This window comes from Clostridium sp. (assembly GCF_016650035.1).
Taxonomy (GTDB): domain Bacteria; phylum Bacillota; class Clostridia; order Clostridiales; family Clostridiaceae; genus Clostridium_AD.
In genome coordinates this window covers 13,353-32,905 of sequence record NZ_JAENWM010000012.1, presented here as the reverse complement: position 1 = coordinate 32,905, position 19,553 = coordinate 13,353, and the positions used below count along the sequence as shown (strand labels likewise).

At 30.7% G+C, this 19,553-nt stretch carries 19 protein-coding genes and 1 riboswitch; of the genes, 6 read left to right on the top strand and 13 right to left on the bottom strand.

The annotated features are described in order from the left end of the window. Window positions 1–51: 51 nt before the first annotated feature. Entirely contained in the window at window positions 52–606 is a 555-nt protein-coding gene (locus JJD95_RS04600) for a phosphatase PAP2 family protein (RefSeq protein ID WP_291640827.1), read from the top strand. Window positions 607–1,083: 477 nt separating this feature from the next. Here JJD95_RS04600 and thiI read toward each other — a convergent pair whose 3' ends face one another. Then, the gene (thiI, locus tag JJD95_RS04595) at window positions 1,084–2,226 is read right to left on the bottom strand and encodes a tRNA uracil 4-sulfurtransferase ThiI (RefSeq protein ID WP_291640825.1); all 1,143 of its coding nucleotides are present in this window, start codon (window positions 2,224–2,226) and stop codon (window positions 1,084–1,086) included. 31 nt (window positions 2,227–2,257) lie between these two features. Continuing rightward, window positions 2,258–3,400, bottom strand: a complete 1,143-nt coding sequence (locus JJD95_RS04590; protein ID WP_291640823.1) for a cysteine desulfurase family protein — start codon at window positions 3,398–3,400, stop codon at window positions 2,258–2,260. A 328-nt stretch (window positions 3,401–3,728) separates the two neighbouring features. Between JJD95_RS04590 and JJD95_RS04585 the strand changes: the two genes are divergently transcribed. Together JJD95_RS04585 and JJD95_RS04580 are read left to right on the top strand one after the other, a co-directional pair. After that, on the top strand, window positions 3,729–4,622 hold the full coding sequence (locus tag JJD95_RS04585) for a DMT family transporter (RefSeq protein WP_291640821.1): 894 nt from the start codon (window positions 3,729–3,731) through the stop codon (window positions 4,620–4,622). 139 nt (window positions 4,623–4,761) lie between these two features. Further along, window positions 4,762–5,196: a CBS domain-containing protein gene (locus JJD95_RS04580; protein ID WP_291640820.1), complete on the top strand. Its 435-nt coding sequence runs from the start codon at window positions 4,762–4,764 to the stop codon at window positions 5,194–5,196. Between the two features lie 74 nt (window positions 5,197–5,270). Here the strand turns inward: JJD95_RS04580 and JJD95_RS04575 are convergent, their stop codons facing one another. Both JJD95_RS04575 and JJD95_RS04570 read right to left on the bottom strand, forming a co-directional pair. Then, window positions 5,271–7,484 (bottom strand): heavy metal translocating P-type ATPase, encoded by a 2,214-nt coding sequence (locus tag JJD95_RS04575; RefSeq protein WP_367114778.1) that lies wholly within the window; start codon window positions 7,482–7,484, stop codon window positions 5,271–5,273. Window position 7,485: 1 nt separating this feature from the next. Next, entirely contained in the window at window positions 7,486–7,848 is a 363-nt protein-coding gene (locus tag JJD95_RS04570; protein WP_291640818.1) for a metalloregulator ArsR/SmtB family transcription factor, read from the bottom strand. Window positions 7,849–8,075: 227 nt separating this feature from the next. On the opposite strand from JJD95_RS04570, the gene JJD95_RS04565 reads away from it, so the two are divergent. After that, window positions 8,076–9,017: a transposase gene (locus JJD95_RS04565; protein WP_367114777.1), complete on the top strand. Its 942-nt coding sequence runs from the start codon at window positions 8,076–8,078 to the stop codon at window positions 9,015–9,017. Window positions 9,018–9,293: 276 nt separating this feature from the next. Here JJD95_RS04565 and surE read toward each other — a convergent pair whose 3' ends face one another. The 6 genes from surE to gcvT all read right to left on the bottom strand — a co-directional run bounded on the left by surE (window position 9,294) and on the right by gcvT (window position 15,994). Beyond that, a complete protein-coding gene (surE, locus tag JJD95_RS04560) occupies window positions 9,294–10,046 on the bottom strand; it encodes a 5'/3'-nucleotidase SurE (protein WP_291640814.1) in 753 nt (250 codons plus the stop codon). A gap of 134 nt (window positions 10,047–10,180) precedes the next feature. After that, window positions 10,181–11,581, bottom strand: coding sequence for a dihydrolipoyl dehydrogenase (gene lpdA, locus JJD95_RS04555; RefSeq protein ID WP_291640812.1), 1,401 nt, complete (start codon window positions 11,579–11,581; stop codon window positions 10,181–10,183). A 96-nt stretch (window positions 11,582–11,677) separates the two neighbouring features. After that, window positions 11,678–13,144: an aminomethyl-transferring glycine dehydrogenase subunit GcvPB gene (gene gcvPB / locus JJD95_RS04550; protein ID WP_291640810.1), complete on the bottom strand. Its 1,467-nt coding sequence runs from the start codon at window positions 13,142–13,144 to the stop codon at window positions 11,678–11,680. Further along, window positions 13,141–14,484 carry an aminomethyl-transferring glycine dehydrogenase subunit GcvPA gene (gcvPA, locus tag JJD95_RS04545; protein ID WP_291640808.1) on the bottom strand — a complete coding sequence of 448 codons (1,344 nt, stop codon included), beginning with the start codon at window positions 14,482–14,484 and terminating at the stop codon, window positions 13,141–13,143. The genes gcvPB and gcvPA overlap by 4 nt, the downstream gene beginning before the upstream one ends. Before the next feature lies 1 nt (window position 14,485). Next, on the bottom strand, window positions 14,486–14,869 hold the full coding sequence (gene gcvH / locus JJD95_RS04540) for a glycine cleavage system protein GcvH (protein WP_291640805.1): 384 nt from the start codon (window positions 14,867–14,869) through the stop codon (window positions 14,486–14,488). An 18-nt stretch (window positions 14,870–14,887) separates the two neighbouring features. Beyond that, the gene (gene gcvT / locus JJD95_RS04535) at window positions 14,888–15,994 is read right to left on the bottom strand and encodes a glycine cleavage system aminomethyltransferase GcvT (protein WP_291640803.1); all 1,107 of its coding nucleotides are present in this window, start codon (window positions 15,992–15,994) and stop codon (window positions 14,888–14,890) included. Between the two features lie 79 nt (window positions 15,995–16,073). After that, a riboswitch (glycine riboswitch) is annotated at window positions 16,074–16,163 on the bottom strand. Window positions 16,164–16,470: 307 nt separating this feature from the next. On the opposite strand from gcvT, the gene JJD95_RS04530 reads away from it, so the two are divergent. After that, window positions 16,471–17,451, top strand: a complete 981-nt coding sequence (locus JJD95_RS04530) for a lipoate--protein ligase (RefSeq protein ID WP_291640801.1) — start codon at window positions 16,471–16,473, stop codon at window positions 17,449–17,451. Between the two features lie 119 nt (window positions 17,452–17,570). On the opposite strand, the gene JJD95_RS04525 is transcribed toward JJD95_RS04530, so the two are convergent. From JJD95_RS04525 to JJD95_RS04515, 3 genes are read right to left on the bottom strand one after another with little or no spacing between them, the layout of a single operon-like run. After that, window positions 17,571–17,891: a hypothetical protein gene (locus tag JJD95_RS04525; protein WP_291640799.1), complete on the bottom strand. Its 321-nt coding sequence runs from the start codon at window positions 17,889–17,891 to the stop codon at window positions 17,571–17,573. A gap of 51 nt (window positions 17,892–17,942) precedes the next feature. After that, window positions 17,943–18,254, bottom strand: a complete 312-nt coding sequence (locus JJD95_RS04520; RefSeq protein WP_291640798.1) for a hypothetical protein — start codon at window positions 18,252–18,254, stop codon at window positions 17,943–17,945. After that, a complete protein-coding gene (locus JJD95_RS04515; protein ID WP_291640796.1) occupies window positions 18,251–18,550 on the bottom strand; it encodes a DUF2089 family protein in 300 nt (99 codons plus the stop codon). The genes JJD95_RS04520 and JJD95_RS04515 overlap by 4 nt, the downstream gene beginning before the upstream one ends. A 249-nt stretch (window positions 18,551–18,799) precedes the next feature. Between JJD95_RS04515 and JJD95_RS04510 the strand changes: the two genes are divergently transcribed. Beyond that, window positions 18,800–19,189: an ACT domain-containing protein gene (locus tag JJD95_RS04510; RefSeq protein WP_291640795.1), complete on the top strand. Its 390-nt coding sequence runs from the start codon at window positions 18,800–18,802 to the stop codon at window positions 19,187–19,189. Window positions 19,190–19,553: the final 364 nt, after the last annotated feature.

The following is a 19,553-nucleotide window of genomic DNA, read 5'->3' as shown; positions in this document are numbered from 1 at the left end:
AGTGACACAGGTTATTATTTAATGTAATTTAGAGAGGATGGTTAAATTAAAATGCAATGGGATAATTTTTTTATTGCTATTTCAAAATCTTCAGACCCTGAGTTTCAGATTTTAATAAGCCTATTGGTTTTTAGTATATTATATTTACTGAATAACAAATTAGAAGCTATTTGCTGTGTATTTAATATTGTCTTTACTGGCGCTACCAACTTAGTACTTAAGAATCTAGTAAAAAGACCTAGGCCAACGGGAATAAGATTGGTTGAATCTCATGGATATGGTTTTCCTAGCGGTCATTCTTCAATCTCTACCGCTATAGCTATAGTACTTATTTACTTTATATTTAAACGAATGAAAAATAAAAAAGCAGCCTATTTAATTAGCGGTTTTATAGTTACATATTTAATTCTTGTAGGCATTAGTAGAGTTTACCTGGGTGTTCACTATACAACAGATGTTTTGGGTGGATGGTTTTTAGCTATAGTATGGTCTTATATAACTATTATGCTTTATAAGTTCTGTATGACCAAAGGTGTGAATAAGTTTTTAGACAAATATTTTACTATTAAACTTAATATTTTTAAAAATAAATCAAAATCTAGTTAGTTTCACTAAGCAATAACACCCTAATCATTCAATGATGAATAATTAGGGTGTTTTATATTAAATTAGTTTTTCAGTGTAGATTTCATTACCCATATTTATAAAAGACTCTATATAATCTTAGTGAATAATTGCAAATAAAAATAAGCTAACATAAAACACTTTGTTAACTCATTTTATTAAATATAATTATTATTTTTATATCTTACTCATTTAGTTAATAAATTCTTTAAAACCCTGTGTAAGTTAACCTACAGTATTGCCCTTTTGATTCTTTTTTTGAGTCTTATCTTTTGTATCCTTAGAACCTGATTTTTTCTCTCCACCTTTTTTAGCCATTTTAATCACCTCTTTGCTATATATTATAATTTCATAAAGTTTTGGAATACCAGTTATCATATTTTACAACATATTCCCTCTATTATTATTTACACTTTACTAAATTTAATACACAGTACGAGTCTTATATTTCAAATACATTTAATCATATATTTCTATGCCTTCTAGAGCTTTTTTAACCAGATCGTCAATGTCTAAAACTGCCTCTGACCTAACTATCTCTATTAACCTTGGTTTAGTTTTTGGGTGTTTAGGAACAAAAATCGTACAACAATCTTCATACGGTAAAATAGAAGTTTCATATGTTCCTATTTTTCTTGAAACTTCAATAATATCTACTTTATCCATAGCTACTAGCGGTCTAAAAACCGGCCTGTCAGAAGCTTCATCGCTCACCACAATACCTTCCATAGTTTGGCTAGCTACTTGCCCTATACTCTCTCCGGTAGATACTGAATTTATATTATATTTTTCTGCAAGTGCACACGCAAGTCTCATCATAAATCTTCTCATTATTATTGTTAATTCATCTTCTCTGCACTTTTCAATAATTTGCATTTGTATTTCAGTGAAAGGAACTACATACAGTGTTAATTTTCCTGTGTATTCTTTCAAAATATTAGTTAGCTGTTTTACCTTATCCTTTGCTCTTTCACTAGTATATGGATGACTATGATAATAAATTGCATGCAGTTCCACCCCACGCCTAGCCATCATATAGCCTGCTACAGGTGAATCTATACCTCCGGATAACATAAGCATTGTACTACCATTCATTCCATAAGGAAGTCCACCCACTGCCTTTATTCTTTTAGCATAAATATATGCCTTATTTCTTATTTCTACATTTATAGTGCACTGTGGATTATGTACATCTACACTTACATCTTCATTGTTTTGTAATATGTAGGATCCTACTTTTCTATTTATATCCATAGAATTTGGTCTAAAGTCTTTGTTTGCTCTGTTAGTTTCCACCTTAAAAGTTTTAGCAGAGCTTTCCTTTAGTTCTATAAGTGCTTGTTTTTCGATGCTTTCAAGTATTGCTTCAACTTCTGTAACTATACAAACCTCCATTATTCCAAAAACATTTTTAACCTTATCTACAATCATGTCCATCTGCTCCGAATAAATAAACCATCTTCCTGTGTCCTCAACAAATTCGTAATTTAAGTCCTTTAGTACGTTTTTTATATTATCTTTAAGTTTTTTTTCGAATTTACCTCTATTAAGTCCCTTTAAAAATATTTCAGGGGCATATTTTACTAAAATCAATTTTCTCATATTTTTCCACTCCTCTTTTGTCTTATACAAATTATCTTTTGTTTAATTTCCTCAAAAATTTTAATGATTTATTTAATTCAACTACCACATAGTCTATTTCATCTTTACTATTGTATTCGCTAAAACTAAACCTTATAGTTCCACCTTGCTGCTCTAAATTTCTTCCGAGAGACCTTAGTACTTCACTACTTTTATGGCTTTTAGAAGAGCATGCTGAACCTGTAGACACATATATTCCTTTTTCTTCTAATGAGTGAAGCAGCACTTCACCTTTAACACCTATAAATGATACACTTAGGATATATGGGGTGAAATGTGCTTCTAGCACACTATTAATTATTGCATCTTCTACCTTAGAAAGTTTTTCTATAAAATACTTCTTAATTTCTAAAACACTATTATAATTATCATACTGATTTTTGTGCATAATCTCTGATGCTACTCCAAATCCTACAATACCATCAAGATTTTCCGTACCTGATCTTAAATTTTTTTCTTGGCCTCCACCGTTAATTAAACTATTAGGTATGAGTCCTTTCCTTATATATGCAAAGCCAACTCCGCGAGGTCCATGAATTTTATGTGCACTAGTAGACAATAAATCAATATTGAATTTTTTCACATCAATAGTAAGCTTTCCATAACTCTGTACTGCATCTACATGAAATTTAGCCCTACTACTTTTTTCTTTAATTAATTTTCCTATAAGCTCAAGGTCCTGAATAACCCCCACTTCGTTATTGACGTGCATTATGCTAACTATTTGAGTATCCTTAGTTATGCTATCCATAAGCCCTGCTACATTGATTCTACCACTTTCATCTACATCAATATAAGTAACCCTTACTCCTAACTCTTCTAAGGCCTTAAATGTATTACCTACACTTGGATGTTCTATTTTAGTAGTAATTATATGAGATGTAGCCTTTGAAAAACCCTTTATGAGAAAATTATTGCTTTCACTTCCTCCTGATGTAAATATTATTTCCTCACTACTAGCATTTATAATTTTAGCAATATTTACTCTTGTTTCCCTAAGTTTTTGTTCTGCCTTAAACCCTAAACTATGGGTCGCCGATGGATTACCATAATAATCTTTCATAGTTTTACATACTGCGTTAATAACCTCATCATAAGGCTTTGTTGTTGCACTGTTATCTAAATATATTTCCATATTTTTATCTCTCCCCTTATAATGTGTCCTATATCAATTAATTCTTAGTGTTTTGCTCTGATTTAATTATAAATATGTTAATAACAAATGTCAATTAAATAAGACCTCCACTATATTCTGAAAACATGATAACTTATTATCTTTTTATCGATAGGATAATAATAGTTTTTATGGTAAAATAAAATTAATAATTCTATGATTAAAAAAATTCTAGAACCCTATCCATTAAACACTATAAACGTTTATGATAATGATGAAGTGAACATACCCGGTTCATAGTGATTCCGTGAAAATAATAGGGTACTAACATTTTAAAGGAGTGCTAAGCGTGAAAAATATTAACAAAAAAAAGAGTGTTCTGGCTGATATGTCTTTACTCCTAGTTGCACTTATGTGGGGTGGAGGGTTTATAGCTGTAAAAGGGGCTTTAGACAGTGTTTCCCCTTTCTATATTATGGCAATGCGCTTTGGTATTTCTGTGGTAATTATGCTATTAGTTTTTAGGAAGAAAATTAAACGCATTACTATAAAAGAGTTAAAGATTGGAACTTTGGTTGGTCTTCTACTATTTTTAGGCTTCGCCGCCCAAACTGTGGGTATGAAATATACAACTGCTGGTAAAAATGCATTTTTAACTGGAACCAATGTAGTTATTGTCCCTTTTCTTTATTGGGTAATTAGCAAAAAAAAACCAGATTCATATTCATTGGTATCTGCTTTTCTATGCTTTTTTGGAATAGGAATGTTAACCTTAGAGGGTGGTCTCCATATAGGCTTTGGAGATAGTTTGACTTTATTATGCGCAGTATTTTTCGCAGCTCATATAGTTTCTGTTGGTTTTTTCATTGATAAAGTAGACGCTATATCCCTAGTAATAATCCAGTTAGGTGCCGCAGCAGTTTTTTCAATTATAGCTGCTTTGATATTCGAACCAATGCCACAAGCATTAAATTCAAATACAGTTTTTGCAATTGGTTATTTGGCAATTTTTAGTACTATGCTTGCATTTATCATACAAAATGTAGCACAAAAATATACAACCTCTACCCATGCTGCCATTATTCTATGTTTAGAATCTGTTTTTGGATCTATTTTATCTGTAATAATGCTTAATGAAATATTTACATCAAAAATGATTTTAGGATGTTTAACTATATTTATAGCCATCGTAACAACGGAAACTAAGTTGGATTTCCTTAAACGAAAGAAAATACCAACATAAAGGAGCCCATGGGTGTTTTTCTAAATATAAGCATTGACATAATTTAATATATTATTAATAAGTAAATGTAAAAAATATGTTATAATGGTATTGTTAGATAATCAGCAAAAAAATAAAAATCTTTAAAGGATGGGTAAATATGAACATAGCTTTTTTTCTTACGCCTAAAAATGAAGTTGTTTATGAAACACCAAGTTCTACAATGAGGCAAGCATTAGAACGAATGGAATACCACAAATATACAGCTATACCCCTTATAAATGAAAATGGTATTTATGTAGGTACTTTAACTGAAGGTGATTTATTATGGAAACTAAAGAACACTCCAAATTTAAGTTTTAACAATACAAGTGATATTTTAATTAAAGATATTGAAAGACACAGAAATAACAAATCAGTATTAATTAATGCAGACATAGAAGATTTGATATTTCTAGCAAAAAGTCAAAACTTTGTTCCCGTTACAGATGATAATGATGTTTTTATAGGAATAATTAAAAGAAGTGATATAATCACTTATTGTTATAATTTATTATACTCTAATAAAGAATTGAAAAAATTTAATTTTATATAATCAAGTAACGTTAAACCAATTAATTTATAATAAACCACCTAAACTAGCTATTAGTTAGTTTAGGTGGTTTATTTTTAGGTTTCAAGCTTCATAGCCCTCATAGAATTTAATACTGCAATTAACGCAACTCCAACATCACCAAAAACAGCTTCCCACATAGTTGAGATTCCTAAAACCGCTAATACCAAAATCACTAATTTTACACTTAAAGCAAATACAATGTTTTGCATAACAATTTTTTTAGTTTTTTTAGCAATTTTAATAGCTTCTGCTATTTTTGAAGGTTCATCAGTCATTATTACTATATCCGCAGCTTCTATTGCAGCATCAGAACCAACTCCGCCCATTGCTATTCCTATGTCTGCTCTTGCAAGAACAGGTGCATCATTAATTCCATCCCCTACAAATACTATCTTGCCTTTAGATGATTTTTGTTTGTCTAATCTCTCTAACTTTTCAACCTTCTCATGTGGAAGGAGTTCTGAGTAAACTTCATCTACCCCTAAACTCCTTCCAATACTGAGAGCTATATCTTTATTATCACCAGTTAGCATAACTATTTTTTTAACTCCCATTGCCTTTAAATTACTTATAGCTTTTTTTGAGTCTTCTTTTATCTCATCAGAAATTATAATAGTTCCTGCATATTTCTTGTCTATAGCTACATATATTACAGTTCCTTCGCTAACAGCTTTATTATAGGTGATATTCTCACTATCCATCAGTTTTGAATTACCTGCTAATACATATTTACCTTTCACTTTAGCTTTAATACCTTTCCCAGCTATTTCGTAAAAATCGCTAATCTCTTCTTTTCTTATATCTTTACCATAAGCTTTTAATATAGATGTTGCAATAGGATGGTTTGAATAACTTTCTGTAAAAGCAGCATACTCTAGTAGCTCTTCACTACTTATTTCATTCTCTGTATGCATTTCTGTAACCTTGAATACCCCTTTAGTTAGTGTTCCTGTCTTATCAAAAACTACCACTTCAACACTATTTAATGCTTCCAAGTAATTTCCACCTTTAACTAAAATCCCACTTTTAGAAGCACCACCTATTCCTCCAAAAAATCCAAGTGGAATAGATATTACTAGTGCACAAGGACAAGATACTACTAAAAATACCAATGCTCTGTATATCCACTGTGAAAATGTAGCTTCTGGTATTAAAAGGGGTGGAATTATTGCAACAGCAGTTGCACTTATAACCACAATAGGCGTGTAATATCTTGCAAACTTAGTTATAAAGTTTTCAGTTGGGGCCTTTTTATTACTTGCATTTTGGACTAAATCCAGAATTTTCGCCAAACTTGATTGTCCAAATTCCTTATTCACCTCAATAGTTAATAATCCATTTTTATTTATACAACCTGCTAAAATTTCATCTCCAGTTTTAACTCCTCTTGGAACGGATTCACCAGTTAATGCTGCAGTATCTAATAGGGACTTGCCTTCTATAACTGTTCCATCTAGAGGTACTTTTTCTCCTGGCTTTACTATAATAACATCTCCAATTAGTACTTCTTCTGGATCTACTTTTATAATTTCACCATTTACTTTCTTATTTGCATAATCTGGTCTTATATCCATAAGTGCAGTTATAGATTTTCTTGATTTGTTTACAGCTACATCTTGAAAAAATTCTCCTACTTGATAAAAAAGCATAACCCCAACACCTTCTGCAAATTGACCAATAGAAAATGCACCTACTGTGGCTAGTGCCATTAAGAAATTTTCATCAAACACTCGCCCTCTTAATATATTTTTTCCTGCTACTAAAAGGACTGGACCTCCTATTAACAAATAACTTATGAAGAATAAAGCAAATTCCACTAAGTAATCTAATTTAAATATAATTGCTATGATAAAGAATACTACCCCTATAGAAAAACGAATAATTTTATTTTTATTATTATCTTCTTCTTTTTCTTCTTCATGGTTATTGTTATTGCTATTTCCATCATGTTTAGATCTATTTGCATTGTTTTCTATAACCACAACATTGGGTTCTAACCTCTTAACAATCCCTTTTATTTCATCTATAATACTTAATATATTTTCTTGGTCATCCAATTTTATTACTAAACTTTTATTAATAAAATTAACATTTGCATCTAATACTCCATCTATTTTTTTACATTGAGCTTCAATTTTATTGGCACAATTTGCACAACCTAAACCCTTTAAAATGAATTCTGTTTTTATTTTAGTATCCATTTTTTCACCCCGCTTTGATATTTTTATGTGTTTTAAGCTTATGATTTTCCCTTTATATAATAGAATATTATCTACTTTCCTTTATGTGTATAAGTCCTTGATCAAAAATTTGTTTAACGTGTTTATCGTCCAAGGAGTAGTAAACAACCTTACCTTCTTTTCTATATTTCACAAGTCTGGCATTTTTAAGGACACGCAGTTGATGTGAAATAGCTGATTGAGTCATATTAAGAAGAGCTGCTATATCACAGACACACATTTCACTTTCGAATAACACACAAAGAATTTTAATTCTTGTACTATCTCCAAAAACTTTAAAAAGCTCCGCTAAATCGTATAATGTTTCTTCTTGTGGAATTAATTTTTTTACTTTTTCCACCACATCTTCATGTATAGTAGAACAAGTGCAAATCTCTATATCTTTTCCCATTTAATTACCTCCTCTTATATGAACATATGAATTGTTGTTCATATGTTTCATTATATGCCACACTTCAAAAATTGTCAATGAAAACAATTGCGAAAACATTAGGGACGGTTAACAATTATTTAAACTATTCTCTTCTTCTCTTCTGAAACATTGGGGACGGTTAACAATTATTTAAACTATTCTCTTCTAAAATTGATTATTATTCCACTAGTTAGGCAATAATTTAGATAAAAATTTATGAGAAGAGGTGTTGTTTTATCTCAAGAACGTTTAGAATAAAAAGTGGAGAATCTATATATCATATTATGTGCAAAAGCATCAGCGAGGTTGATTTATTCAAAGATTCTGAGGATAAGGAAAAATATTTATCCCTTATAAAAAAATATAAACTTCTTTATAACTTCAAGCTTTACGGGTACTGTCTTATGGATAACCATTCACATTTAATAATTGATGCCAATGGATCAGATATTTCAAAGGTAATGCACGGAATAAATTTTTCCTATGCAATGTATTTCAATAAAAAACATGAAAGAAACGGTCATCTTTTTAAGGATAGATTTAAGAGCTTAGTAGTTAAAAATAAAAGGTATTTAAAGACTTTATCATTATATATACATAATAATCCTACTGATATAAAGGAATACAAAGATTGTCCTGAAAAATATGCATTTTCCAGTTTAGCAATATATATAGGAAAAAGAAGAGATCATTTTAACATAGTTGATTACGGATTTATCATGAGTTTTTTTGGAATTGGGCTTGAAAATTCAATAAAAAATTACTCTAACCTTATTTTTAACTGCAATGAAGAAACAATCAGGGAAGAAATTGAATTCATTGGTGAAAAAACGGAATATAATAGTGAAAGAAAAATACTTGTAAGAAACTTTAAGTCTGAAGATATCATAAAATTCATAGCGGCAAAAATGAATGTATCAAAAGTTTATTTCCATATAAAATACAGTAGAAAGATTCTAAAAGCGAAAGCATTAACCGTTGTTCTAATGAGGAGTCTATGCAATTTAAATTCTAGGGATATTTGCAGTTCACTTGGAAATATTACACAGGCTAGAGTATCAAAATTATGTACTATTGGTATAGATTTAATCGAGTCAGAAGAAAAATACGAGAACATTTTTATAGATTTTATTAGTATTTATGCCTAATAATAATTTAGATATTTAAATTTTAAGGTTAGGATTAATAATTAATTTGTGTTTAATATAAATGTACAAGCACACATAAATATAACATTTTGGTAATGTTTAACATTAAAACAATTAAATTAATGCCAATTAAATGTAATCATTAAAAAAGATGTACAAGTTGTTATAAAATATCTTATATTTTCTTCTAATTAGTTGTTAACCGTCCCCCATTGTTTTAAAATAAAATAAAAGACCGCCGATAACTTATCAGCAGTCTAAGGTTCACTTGTTAAATTAAAACCATTCACTAACATCCTTTAATATTTTAAAATTAGTTAGATCATAATGAAGTGGCGTCACAGTAACATACCCTTCTTTAAAATATAATGTATCTGAGTATTCATCATGGATATCTTTTAATTCACCCTTAATCTGATACTGAGTTTCATTATTTTCTAAAATAGTTTTTATATAACGGTTGTTATATAATCTACTTCCAATCTTACATACTTTAATTCCTTTTATTTCATTTCCCTTTAGTAATGGAATATTTACGTTTAATACTATATCATTCTTAATGTTATTTTCTTTAGCTTTAAGCAATATTTCTCCAGCATATTTTGCTGCCATTTCATAATTTTCAATATTTTCCTTAACAGCCACAGAAACCGCCATAGAGGGTATTTTATAAATAGCCGCTTCAATAGCTGCAGAAACTGTACCAGAATATAAAACATCTGTACCTAAATTTAAACCTTTATTAATTCCCGATACTACCATATCTATTTCGCCATCAATAAGTTCATTTATTGCTATTTTAACACAATCAGCTGGTGTGCCATCTACACTAAATGCTTTTGATTTTAACCCCTCCAGCAAAACTTCTCTAACAATAAGTGGCCTTGAAAGAGTTATAGAATGCCCACAGGCACTTCTTTCATTATCTGGTGCTACAATTATTACTTCATGATATTTTTGAAGTTCTTTTGCTAGTGCGTAGATGCCTTTTGCATTTATCCCATCGTCGTTTGTAAGTAATAATCTCATTTTCATTCCTCCCTACCATTCATTATCATTATACCATTAATTGTTAACCGTCCCCGCTTATTTACCTTCTTATTTACCTTCTTACCTTCTTATTTAAAAAAGATTAGCAGTTAAAATAAACTGCTAATCTTCTTTTATTTCTTTTTAGTAGGTACCGCATGAATAGCTTCACCGGTTAACCCAAGCACTGCTTCTTCAAAAGCTTCAGATAGTGTTGGATGTGCATGTATCATGCTAGTGATGTTCTCCACTTTCATGTTATTATTTATAGCCATGGCACCTTCATGAATTAAATCTGATGCATGTGGTCCCATTATATGAACCCCAAGAATATGATTATCCATAGATGCTATAACCTTTACTAATCCTTCTCCCTCACCTAGTGCTAATGCCTTACCATTAGCACCAAATAAAAACTTACTAGTTTTATATTCTATTTCCTTTTCTTTTGCTTCATTTTCCGTTATACCTACGCAAGCTATCTCTGGAAACACAAAAATGCAACTTGGTATTACTTCACGAGAATGGCTAGAGGCGTAACCCATAATTCTCTCCACCGCTTTTTTGCCTTGATGCGTAGCTGCATGAGCAAGCATACTTATTCCATTCACATCGCCAATAGCATAAATACCTGGAATATTAGTTTCATAATTTTCATCTACAACAATAGCTTTTCTATTAACATTCATCCCCAAATCCTCTATATTAAGGCCTTCTGTCATAGGTGTTCTACCAACAGATATAAGTACATTGTCTGCCGTAAACACAACTTCTCCCTTTTTCCCCTGCGCAGTTACAATTAGCTCTTCATTAGATTTTTCAATACTAATTACCTTTGTACTGATATTAATATCTATACCTTTTCTTTTAAGTGAAACACTAAGTCTCTTTGTTAAATCAGTATCTACTTGTGCAAGAATACTTGGTAAAAATTCTACAACAGTTATCTTAGATCCTAACGCATTAAATATACCTGCAAACTCCATACCTATAACGCCACCACCTATAATGGCTAATTTATTAGGTACCTCTTTAAATTCAAGTATGCTTTCGCTTGTAAAGACTCCTGGTAGATTCATGCCCGGTATGCTAGGCATTGATGGAGTGGACCCAGTTGCTATAATTATATTTTCAGATGTTATTTCTCTTAATTCTCCACTTTTAAGTGCAATAGAAACTGTATTCTTATTTTTAAAGTATGCTACCCCTAAAATCACTTCAACATTGTTAGCTTTTAATAGTTGTTCTACCCCACTCACGAGCTTGTTAACTACGCTATCTTTTCTATTTTGAATTTGCTCTACATTAATACTATAATCATCCACCACTATTCCAAATTCACTAATATTTTTTAAAGTATTTAAAATTTCAGCATTTCTATATAGCGCTTTTGTGGGAATGCATCCTCTATTTAAACATGTGCCACCAAATTCAGCTTTTTCTATTATGCAAACCTTCGCACCTAACTGAGCTGCGCGAATTGCAGCAACATAACCCCCAGGACCTCCGCCAATTATAACTATATCTTTATCCATCACTGCCCCTCCTGTAAGTTTGTTTTCATAATTTATACATACTATTTTATAGTTTAACTTATTAATAATACTTTAATTTAAAGTGTCGCTAATTAGTTAATCTTCAGTTATTTTAGTATATTTTAAAACTGGATTTCTAGCCGCACGAACTTCATCAAGTCTTCTAACAACAGTATTATATGGGGCACTCTTAAGTAACTGTGGATTTTCCTTCGCTTCCTTTGAAATATTTATCATAGCTTCAATAAAAGCATCCATAGTTTCAAGGCTTTCAGTTTCTGTAGGTTCTATCATAATTGCATTATCAATAATTGTAGGAAAATATATAGTAGGTGGATGATATCCATAATCTAAAAGTCTCTTGGCAACATCCAATGTAGTTACTTCACTTACACCCTCCTCTAAACCACCTAAAACAAATTCATGCTTGCAAACTTTTGTAATTGGCAAATAATAATAGTCCTTTAGTCTGCTTTTCATATAATTTGCATTGAGCACTGCCATTTCACTTGCTTTCTTTAATCCATCAGCACCCATAGAAAGTATATAAGTATATGCCCTAACAAGTACTCCGAAATTCCCATAAAAACTCTTTACCTTTCCAATAGATAATGGTTTATCATAACTCATAATAAACTTATCTTCATTTTTTTCTATTATCGGAACAGGCAAATACGGTATAAGCTCTTTTTTTACTCCTACTGGTCCACTTCCTGGCCCACCACCACCATGTGGGGTAGAAAATGTTTTATGAAGGTTCATGTGAACAACATCAAAGCCCATATCCCCTGGCCTTGCTATGCCCATAATAGCATTTAGATTAGCACCATCATAATACACAAGTCCACCAGCTTCATGCACTAAATCTGATATTTCTTTAATATTCTCATCAAAGAGCCCTAATGTATTTGGATTTGTTAGCATTAGTCCTGCTATTTCATCATTCAATACAGATTTTAAGCTATCTAAGTCAACGCTACCTTTTTCATTGGATTTAATTTCTACAATATCAAACCCTGCTACACTTGCACTAGCTGGGTTAGTTCCATGAGCTGAATCTGGAACTATAATTTTTTTCCTCTTAAAATCTCCCCTATTTTCATGGAAAGCCTTTATAATCATAAGTCCAGTAAGCTCTCCATGTGCACCTGCTGCAGGTTGAAGCGAAACCTGATCCATGCCGCTTATTTCAGCTAATTTTTCACCAAGTTCATACATTAACTGTAAGGATCCTTGTATAGTTTTCTCGTTTTGATACGGATGAGTTCCAGTAAATTGCGGAATATTAGCTATATCTTCGTTTATTTTAGGATTGTACTTCATGGTACAAGAACCTAGTGGATAAAATCCTGTATCTACTCCATAATTTTTATTAGACAATAGCGTAAAATGCCTTATAACATCTACTTCACTTACTTCTGGAAGGGATAATTCATTTTTACTTAAGAGATTTTCAGGTATCATTTCACTAATATCCATACTCTCTACATCACAAATAGGCAATTTATAGCCCTGTCTTCCTTCTTTTGAAATTTCAAATATTAATTTATTATATTCACTCATTTTATCCCCTCCATTACAGTTACTAGTCCATCAATTTCTGATTTTGTTCTCTTTTCTGTTACGCAGATTAATAGTGTATTTTTATGCTCTGGATAATTTAACCCTATGTCATAACCGCCAAGTATATTATTTTCTAATAATTTATCGTTAATTACATTAGCACTTTGCGACCCCTTAATCAAAAACTCCTTAAAGAAAGGTTTATCGAATACTGGCTTATAATTATCCAATTTACTAATTTCATTAAAAGCATAATGTGATTTTTGCATACTTTGATTTGCTACCTCTTTTAATCCCTGTTTCCCCATAGTTGTAAGATAAATTGCAGCAATTAATGCATTTAGTCCTTGGTTTGAACATATATTTGAAGTTGCTTTCTCCCGTCTTATATGCTGTTCTCTGGCCTGAAGTGTTAACACAAATGCTCTTTTCCCATCTACGTCAACGGTCTGTCCTACAATTCTTCCTGGCATTTTACGCATAAGCTTTTTAGTCGTTGCCATAAATCCCAAATACGGTCCTCCAAAATTCATTGCATTTCCAAGCGATTGGCCTTCTCCTACCACAATATCTGCCCCAATTTCCCCCGGAGTTTTTAATATGGCAAGAGATATAGGATCTACACTCATTATTAATAGTGCTTTATTATCATGAACAATCTTTTCTACCGAACTCATATCTTCAATTATTCCAAAGAAATTAGGGTTTTGAACTATAACTCCTGCAGTTTTACCATCTACAAGCTGTTTTAATTTATTAACATCAGTAACTCCATCCTGCGCGTCTACCTCAATTAATTCTATTCCCTTGGATTTTGTGTAGGTAGCAAGAACTTTTCTTATTTCTGGATTCACAGTTTTAGATACAATTATAGATTTTCTTTTTGTACTTTCACTAGCCATAAAAGCTGCTTCTGCACAAGCCGAGGCCCCATCATACATAGATGCATTGGAAACATCGAGCCCTGTTAAATCACACATTAGTGTTTGATATTCAAATATAGCCTGAAGGGTACCTTGGCTTATCTCTGGTTGATAAGGTGTATATGACGTATAAAATTCAGATCTTGAAACAATATGCTTTATTATAGAAGGTATATAATGATCATAAACTCCAGCTCCTAAAAAGCAAACTAACTCCTCTGTACTTTTATTTTTACTGCAAATAGATTTTATGTGTTTTTGTACTTCTAGTTCTGACATGGATGAATTTATATTTAGATCCCTATTTAATTTTAGCCCGCTAGGTATGTCAGAGAACAAATCCTGTATAGACTCCACACCTATACTTTTTAGCATTACCTTTTCATCTTCTAAAGTATTCGGTATATAAGGGAACATATTAATCCTCCTTACTGCAATATTCATTATATTGCTCTTCGTTCATAAGTTCATTTAGCTGTTCTTTATTTGTAATTTCTATATGAAGCATCCAACTTTTATAGCAATCTTCATTTACTAATTCTGGATTATCTAATAGGTCCTCATTTATCTCTAAGACCTTTCCACTTATTGGAGTATACATGTCTGAAGCTGCTTTAACAGATTCAATTACCCCAAAAACATCCCCACTTGTAATTTCAGCATCTATTTCAGGTAGTTCAACAAAAACAATATCACCTAAAGAATGTTGTGCATAATCAGAAATTCCAATGTATGCCTTATTCCCTTCAACTTTTACCCATTCATGGTCCTTACTATAAAATAATTCACTCAATGTTTTCATTTAAATTCCTCCTAATTTTTATTTATTATAATTTTTTTTATAGAACTTTTTACTTATTACTTCTGCTTTTACTGGTTTATTTCTAATTACAATTTCTATTTCTGTACCCAACTCAGAATATTTAGCATCTATTAGTGCAAGCCCTATATTTTTCTTTAATGTAGGTGATAAATATCCGGTTGTTACCACTCCATTTTTTTCTCCTTGCGAGGTAACCTCATATCCATGTCTTGGAATTCCTCTTTCCTTCATTTCAAAACCTACTGATTTCCTTTTTAGTCCTTCTTCTTTTTGCTTTAAGAGAGCTTCTTTTCCTATAAAATTGAGTTTCTGAAGCTTTACAAAATATCCAAGTCCCGCTTCAAGTGGCGTAATATCCTGTGATAATTCATTGCCATATAGAGGTAGTGCTGCTTCAAATCTTAAAGTATCTCTACATCCAAGACCCGTAGGCTTAAGTCCATCTTCCTCTCCTATGTTAAGCAGTTTATGCCATAACTTTTCTATTTGTCCATTCGAAGTATATATTTCAAATCCATCCTCGCCTGTATATCCAGTCCTAGAAATAAGACATTTCACGCCATCTACCAAAACATCTCTTTTAAAATAGAAAAACTTAATTTCATTTAAATCTAAATCCGTTATCTTTTGAAGTATCTTTTGTGCCTTAGGTCCTTGAATAGCAATTTCAGAAACTTCATCAGAATTATTAATAATTTCTACATTATATGCTCCCTTATTATCAATCATCCACTTAACGTCTTTTTCTATATTACCAGCGTTTATTACAAGGTAATAATGTTCCTCAGAATATTTATAAACTAAAAGGTCATCAACTACTCCTCCATTTGAATAGCACATAAAAGTATATAGTATTTGATTATTTTTAAGTACCGCTATATCATTTGTAACTAAATTCTGTACAAATTCGAAAGCCTCTGAACCTTTTATATCAACTTCCCCCATATGCGAAACATCGAAAAGTCCAGCATCACGTCTAACAGCTTCATGTTCACTAATTATCCCTTCAAACTGTATTGGCATTTCCCATCCACCAAATTCAACTAGTTTACCACCATATTGTTTGTAAGTATTGTGTAAATGTGTTTTCTTTAAATTTTCCAATATACTTTCCCTCCCATTCTTGTAATATTAATCTAAAATATAAAAAAAGAGATATAATGGCATGATAATAAAATCATGCCATTATATCCCTGTATGTTTACCTGAGAGTTTCTACTTTACAAGTATTGCTCCTACGGTGACCACAATTGGTCTCTCCAGAGTTTCATCAAATATCGATATGTTTGCCTGAAAGTTTCTATAGAAAACTGACTATTCTCTATATTTCTTCTTCGGCTATCCCTGAATAGATATCTCTCGATATTATCACCTGAATAATATATAATTATACGTAGTTATATTCTAATTACATTGTACTACATTGTTTAAAGGTTTTCAATAATTGATATATAATATACAAAGTTTTTTATACTAACTCTAAAATTTTTATCTTTCATAATTTTAGCTTTTCAGATATAATTCAATTATTATACATTTTATTTTATATTTTTGAATCAATCATAACAAGGAGGCCTCTCATGATTATTATAAATAATACAAATGTAAATCCCTATTTTAATATGGCTGTAGAAGAATATATACTAAAGGAATTTAAAGAGGATTGCTTTATGCTGTGGCGTAATGAGCCAGCCATAATAGTCGGGAAAAATCAAAACACTCTATCAGAAATCAACCTGGAATACATACAAGCAAATAATATCCCCGTAGTAAGAAGATTATCTGGTGGAGGCACTGTTTTTCACGATTTAGGCAATTTAAACTTCACTTTCATCAAAAATAACAGTGACGAAAATTTTAATAATTTTAGTAAATTCACCTTGCCAATTCTAAATGTTTTAAAGTTACTTAACGTAAATGCAGAATTTAGTGGTCGAAACGATCTAACTATCGAAGGTAAAAAATTTTCAGGCAATGCTCAATATAATTACAAAAACAGAGTTCTCCATCACGGCACCCTACTTTTCTCATCAGATATATCGAATTTATCAAAAGCATTACAAGCTAAACCACTAAAATTTCAAGATAAGAGCATTAAATCCGTAATAAGCAGGGTAACCAATATAAGTTCACACTTAAAGGAGCCTCTATCTATCATGGATTTTGAAGCCTTAATTATGAGCTATGTTATTACAGAAGATAGTTCAGCTTCCTTATATGAATTTAATGACTATGATTTATGTAATATAAATAAGCTTCGCGAAGAAAAATATTCCACTTGGGAATGGAATTTTGGTAATTCGCCAAAATATAATTTCATAAATGAAAATAAATTTCCATTTGGAACTGTTGAATGTAATATGGAAGTAAATCATGGAATAATAAAAAATATTAAGCTCTATGGTGATTTCTTTAGCAAGCTAGATGTGACAGATATAGAACAAAAACTTATAGGTGTAAATCACGTAGAGTCTGAGGTAAAAAAAGTACTTTCGACCTTTGATATCTCAGATTATTTTTCAAATGCAAATATCAATGATATTTTAAGCTGTATGTTTTAAACATCTTAAACTAATGGTTATAGATTAAGATGTTTTCTACAAAACATAAAAGGCACATAAAATTCCATGTGCCTTTTATATTTTTGTGCATGTTTTATATAAACTACCCCTATACTATATTATAAATGACGCTCATATTGAAACCACGAATAGACTCTTATACATAAAAACAACAATGATACAACTGATATGTAACGAAGTTCTTGAATGAATAATACAATAACACCAAATATTACTGCTAATATTGTACTTACATTGCTCATAGTTCCATTTATTGGTGTGTTTCCTACAAATATTGAAGATAACCCCTTTACCTCCTTCGAAAAGCATTCTTCATGATATGGAACTATAGATAAAAAATTATTTGTTACAACTAAATCATCAATATCAGTAATTTCCCCACAACACTTTTCACAATGAATAATCTTTTTTTTCTTCAATTCAAATTCCCCCTAAGTCAAAATCAAGTATTTCTTTGGTATACAAAAAAATCATTCCAAATCTTGAATATTCATTTTATCAATTTCTTTTTTCTTTTTAAATTTTTCACGACAAGCAAAATATATAGCTATTAAAATAACTGTTGAAATATTACTTGCTAAGAATACCATAATCAATTGCATAATAATTTCACCAATTGGTTGACCTAAAAAAGCAGCCAAACCTAAAACTGCCATAATAGAATAAATAATATTAATTATTGGCAATATTAAACCAAACCACTTATTCTTTCGTTTTGATAAAAATATTTGTAGTATGACAGTCCCTATTAAAATTATAATTAGACTTTTAATTTCAATCAATCCCCCTTCTTTGTTTTTTTGTATTCCGAAATTAAAATTTTAGCAGTATCGAAATCTAATTTTTCATTTAGTGCCAATTTCTTTATTAACGAAACATAAGGCTCATTTGTAGTATCCTCTGCTATTTGTATCTTTTGAATTACCCTATCTAATCTAAGTCGTACCGTAGGGTAAGTAACCCCATAAATACCTGCAATTTCTTTTAATGACCCTGAGGATATTATAAATTTCTTAATAAAACTAACATCTTCATCATCTAAAGTAGTCAACCAATCTGGTACTACATCTATTGGCATTATCATCACTCCACAATTTTATTTATAAAAAATACAATATATTTCTTAATAATATTAAGTATAGTCTTTAATATTGTTAAAGTCAAAGATATTATGCTTGCAAATAAATACCTGAAGGATATTTTAATTAATTTGTATGAATGTTATAATATAAGTATCTATAATAAATTAAATATTAACTATCTTAAATAGAGTCGATAAATAAATGAGTATTTTAACTACTCATAAAAGAGAGGATGAAAAAAAATTATGACAGAAAAAATATTAACAATGAAATTATTAACAGAAAGATTTGGAGTTTGCAGATTAGATAAAACTGAATTGATTCCTGAATGGGCAAAAAATAGTAGCTTTTATTCTATTACAAAAACATTAGATGAATTATCAATTGTATGCTCCCAAGATAGCATACCCAGTAACATAAAGTGTGAAAGAGATTGGAGAACACTAAAAATCGAAGGACCATTAGACTTTTCGTTAATTGGAATACTTTCCTCAATCAGTACACTACTAGCCCAAAACGGAATAAGTATATTTGCTATTTCTACATATGATACAGATTATATACTTGTCAAAGATAATGATATTGTCAATACAATAAATGTATTAACAAAAGAAAATTATGAAATAATAACTTAATTAAAATTTAAAATTGACTTACCCTTTTGAGGTAAGTCAATTTTTTTCACTATACACAGATCGCCGTCAGCAAAATTTCCGCACCGACTCTTATACAATATTCTATTTTTTAATCATTCCATTTATTATGTCAGACGTCTGCTTAATATATTATCTAAATAGCAAGTATGAATTTTCTCCGAAGTGACTTGCAATTAGAAACGATAACACTATCAAATTTGATTTAGAAATTCTTCTTTTGCAAATGTAAAATTGCCGTAAGCCTTCCAGGACACATAACAATTAATAATTGTTATGCCCCCCAGGGAACTACCCAGAGGTGGCTAGCGAACCCGAAGCAGGATGCTGAGTGTGAGAGTTAGGG

What these genes read in the sequence shown, in the direction of transcription:
- JJD95_RS04510 (WP_291640795.1), top strand. Translation starts at nt 18,800, where the DNA reads ATGACAGAAAAAATATTAACAATGAAATTATTAACAGAAAGATTTGGA.
- lpdA (WP_291640812.1), bottom strand. Translation starts at nt 11,581, where the DNA reads ATGGATAAAGATATAGTTATAATTGGCGGAGGTCCTGGGGGTTATGTT.
- JJD95_RS04600 (WP_291640827.1), top strand. Translation starts at nt 52, where the DNA reads ATGCAATGGGATAATTTTTTTATTGCTATTTCAAAATCTTCAGACCCT.
- JJD95_RS04580 (WP_291640820.1), top strand. Translation starts at nt 4,762, where the DNA reads ATGAACATAGCTTTTTTTCTTACGCCTAAAAATGAAGTTGTTTATGAA.
- JJD95_RS04530 (WP_291640801.1), top strand. Translation starts at nt 16,471, where the DNA reads ATGATTATTATAAATAATACAAATGTAAATCCCTATTTTAATATGGCT.
- thiI (WP_291640825.1), bottom strand. Translation starts at nt 2,226, where the DNA reads ATGAGAAAATTGATTTTAGTAAAATATGCCCCTGAAATATTTTTAAAG.
- gcvH (WP_291640805.1), bottom strand. Translation starts at nt 14,869, where the DNA reads ATGAAAACATTGAGTGAATTATTTTATAGTAAGGACCATGAATGGGTA.
- JJD95_RS04570 (WP_291640818.1), bottom strand. Translation starts at nt 7,848, where the DNA reads ATGGGAAAAGATATAGAGATTTGCACTTGTTCTACTATACATGAAGAT.
- JJD95_RS04590 (WP_291640823.1), bottom strand. Translation starts at nt 3,400, where the DNA reads ATGGAAATATATTTAGATAACAGTGCAACAACAAAGCCTTATGATGAG.
- gcvPA (WP_291640808.1), bottom strand. Translation starts at nt 14,484, where the DNA reads ATGTTCCCTTATATACCGAATACTTTAGAAGATGAAAAGGTAATGCTA.
- surE (WP_291640814.1), bottom strand. Translation starts at nt 10,046, where the DNA reads ATGAGATTATTACTTACAAACGACGATGGGATAAATGCAAAAGGCATC.
- JJD95_RS04515 (WP_291640796.1), bottom strand. Translation starts at nt 18,550, where the DNA reads ATGCCAATAGATGTAGTACCAGATTGGTTGACTACTTTAGATGATGAA.
- gcvPB (WP_291640810.1), bottom strand. Translation starts at nt 13,144, where the DNA reads ATGAGTGAATATAATAAATTAATATTTGAAATTTCAAAAGAAGGAAGA.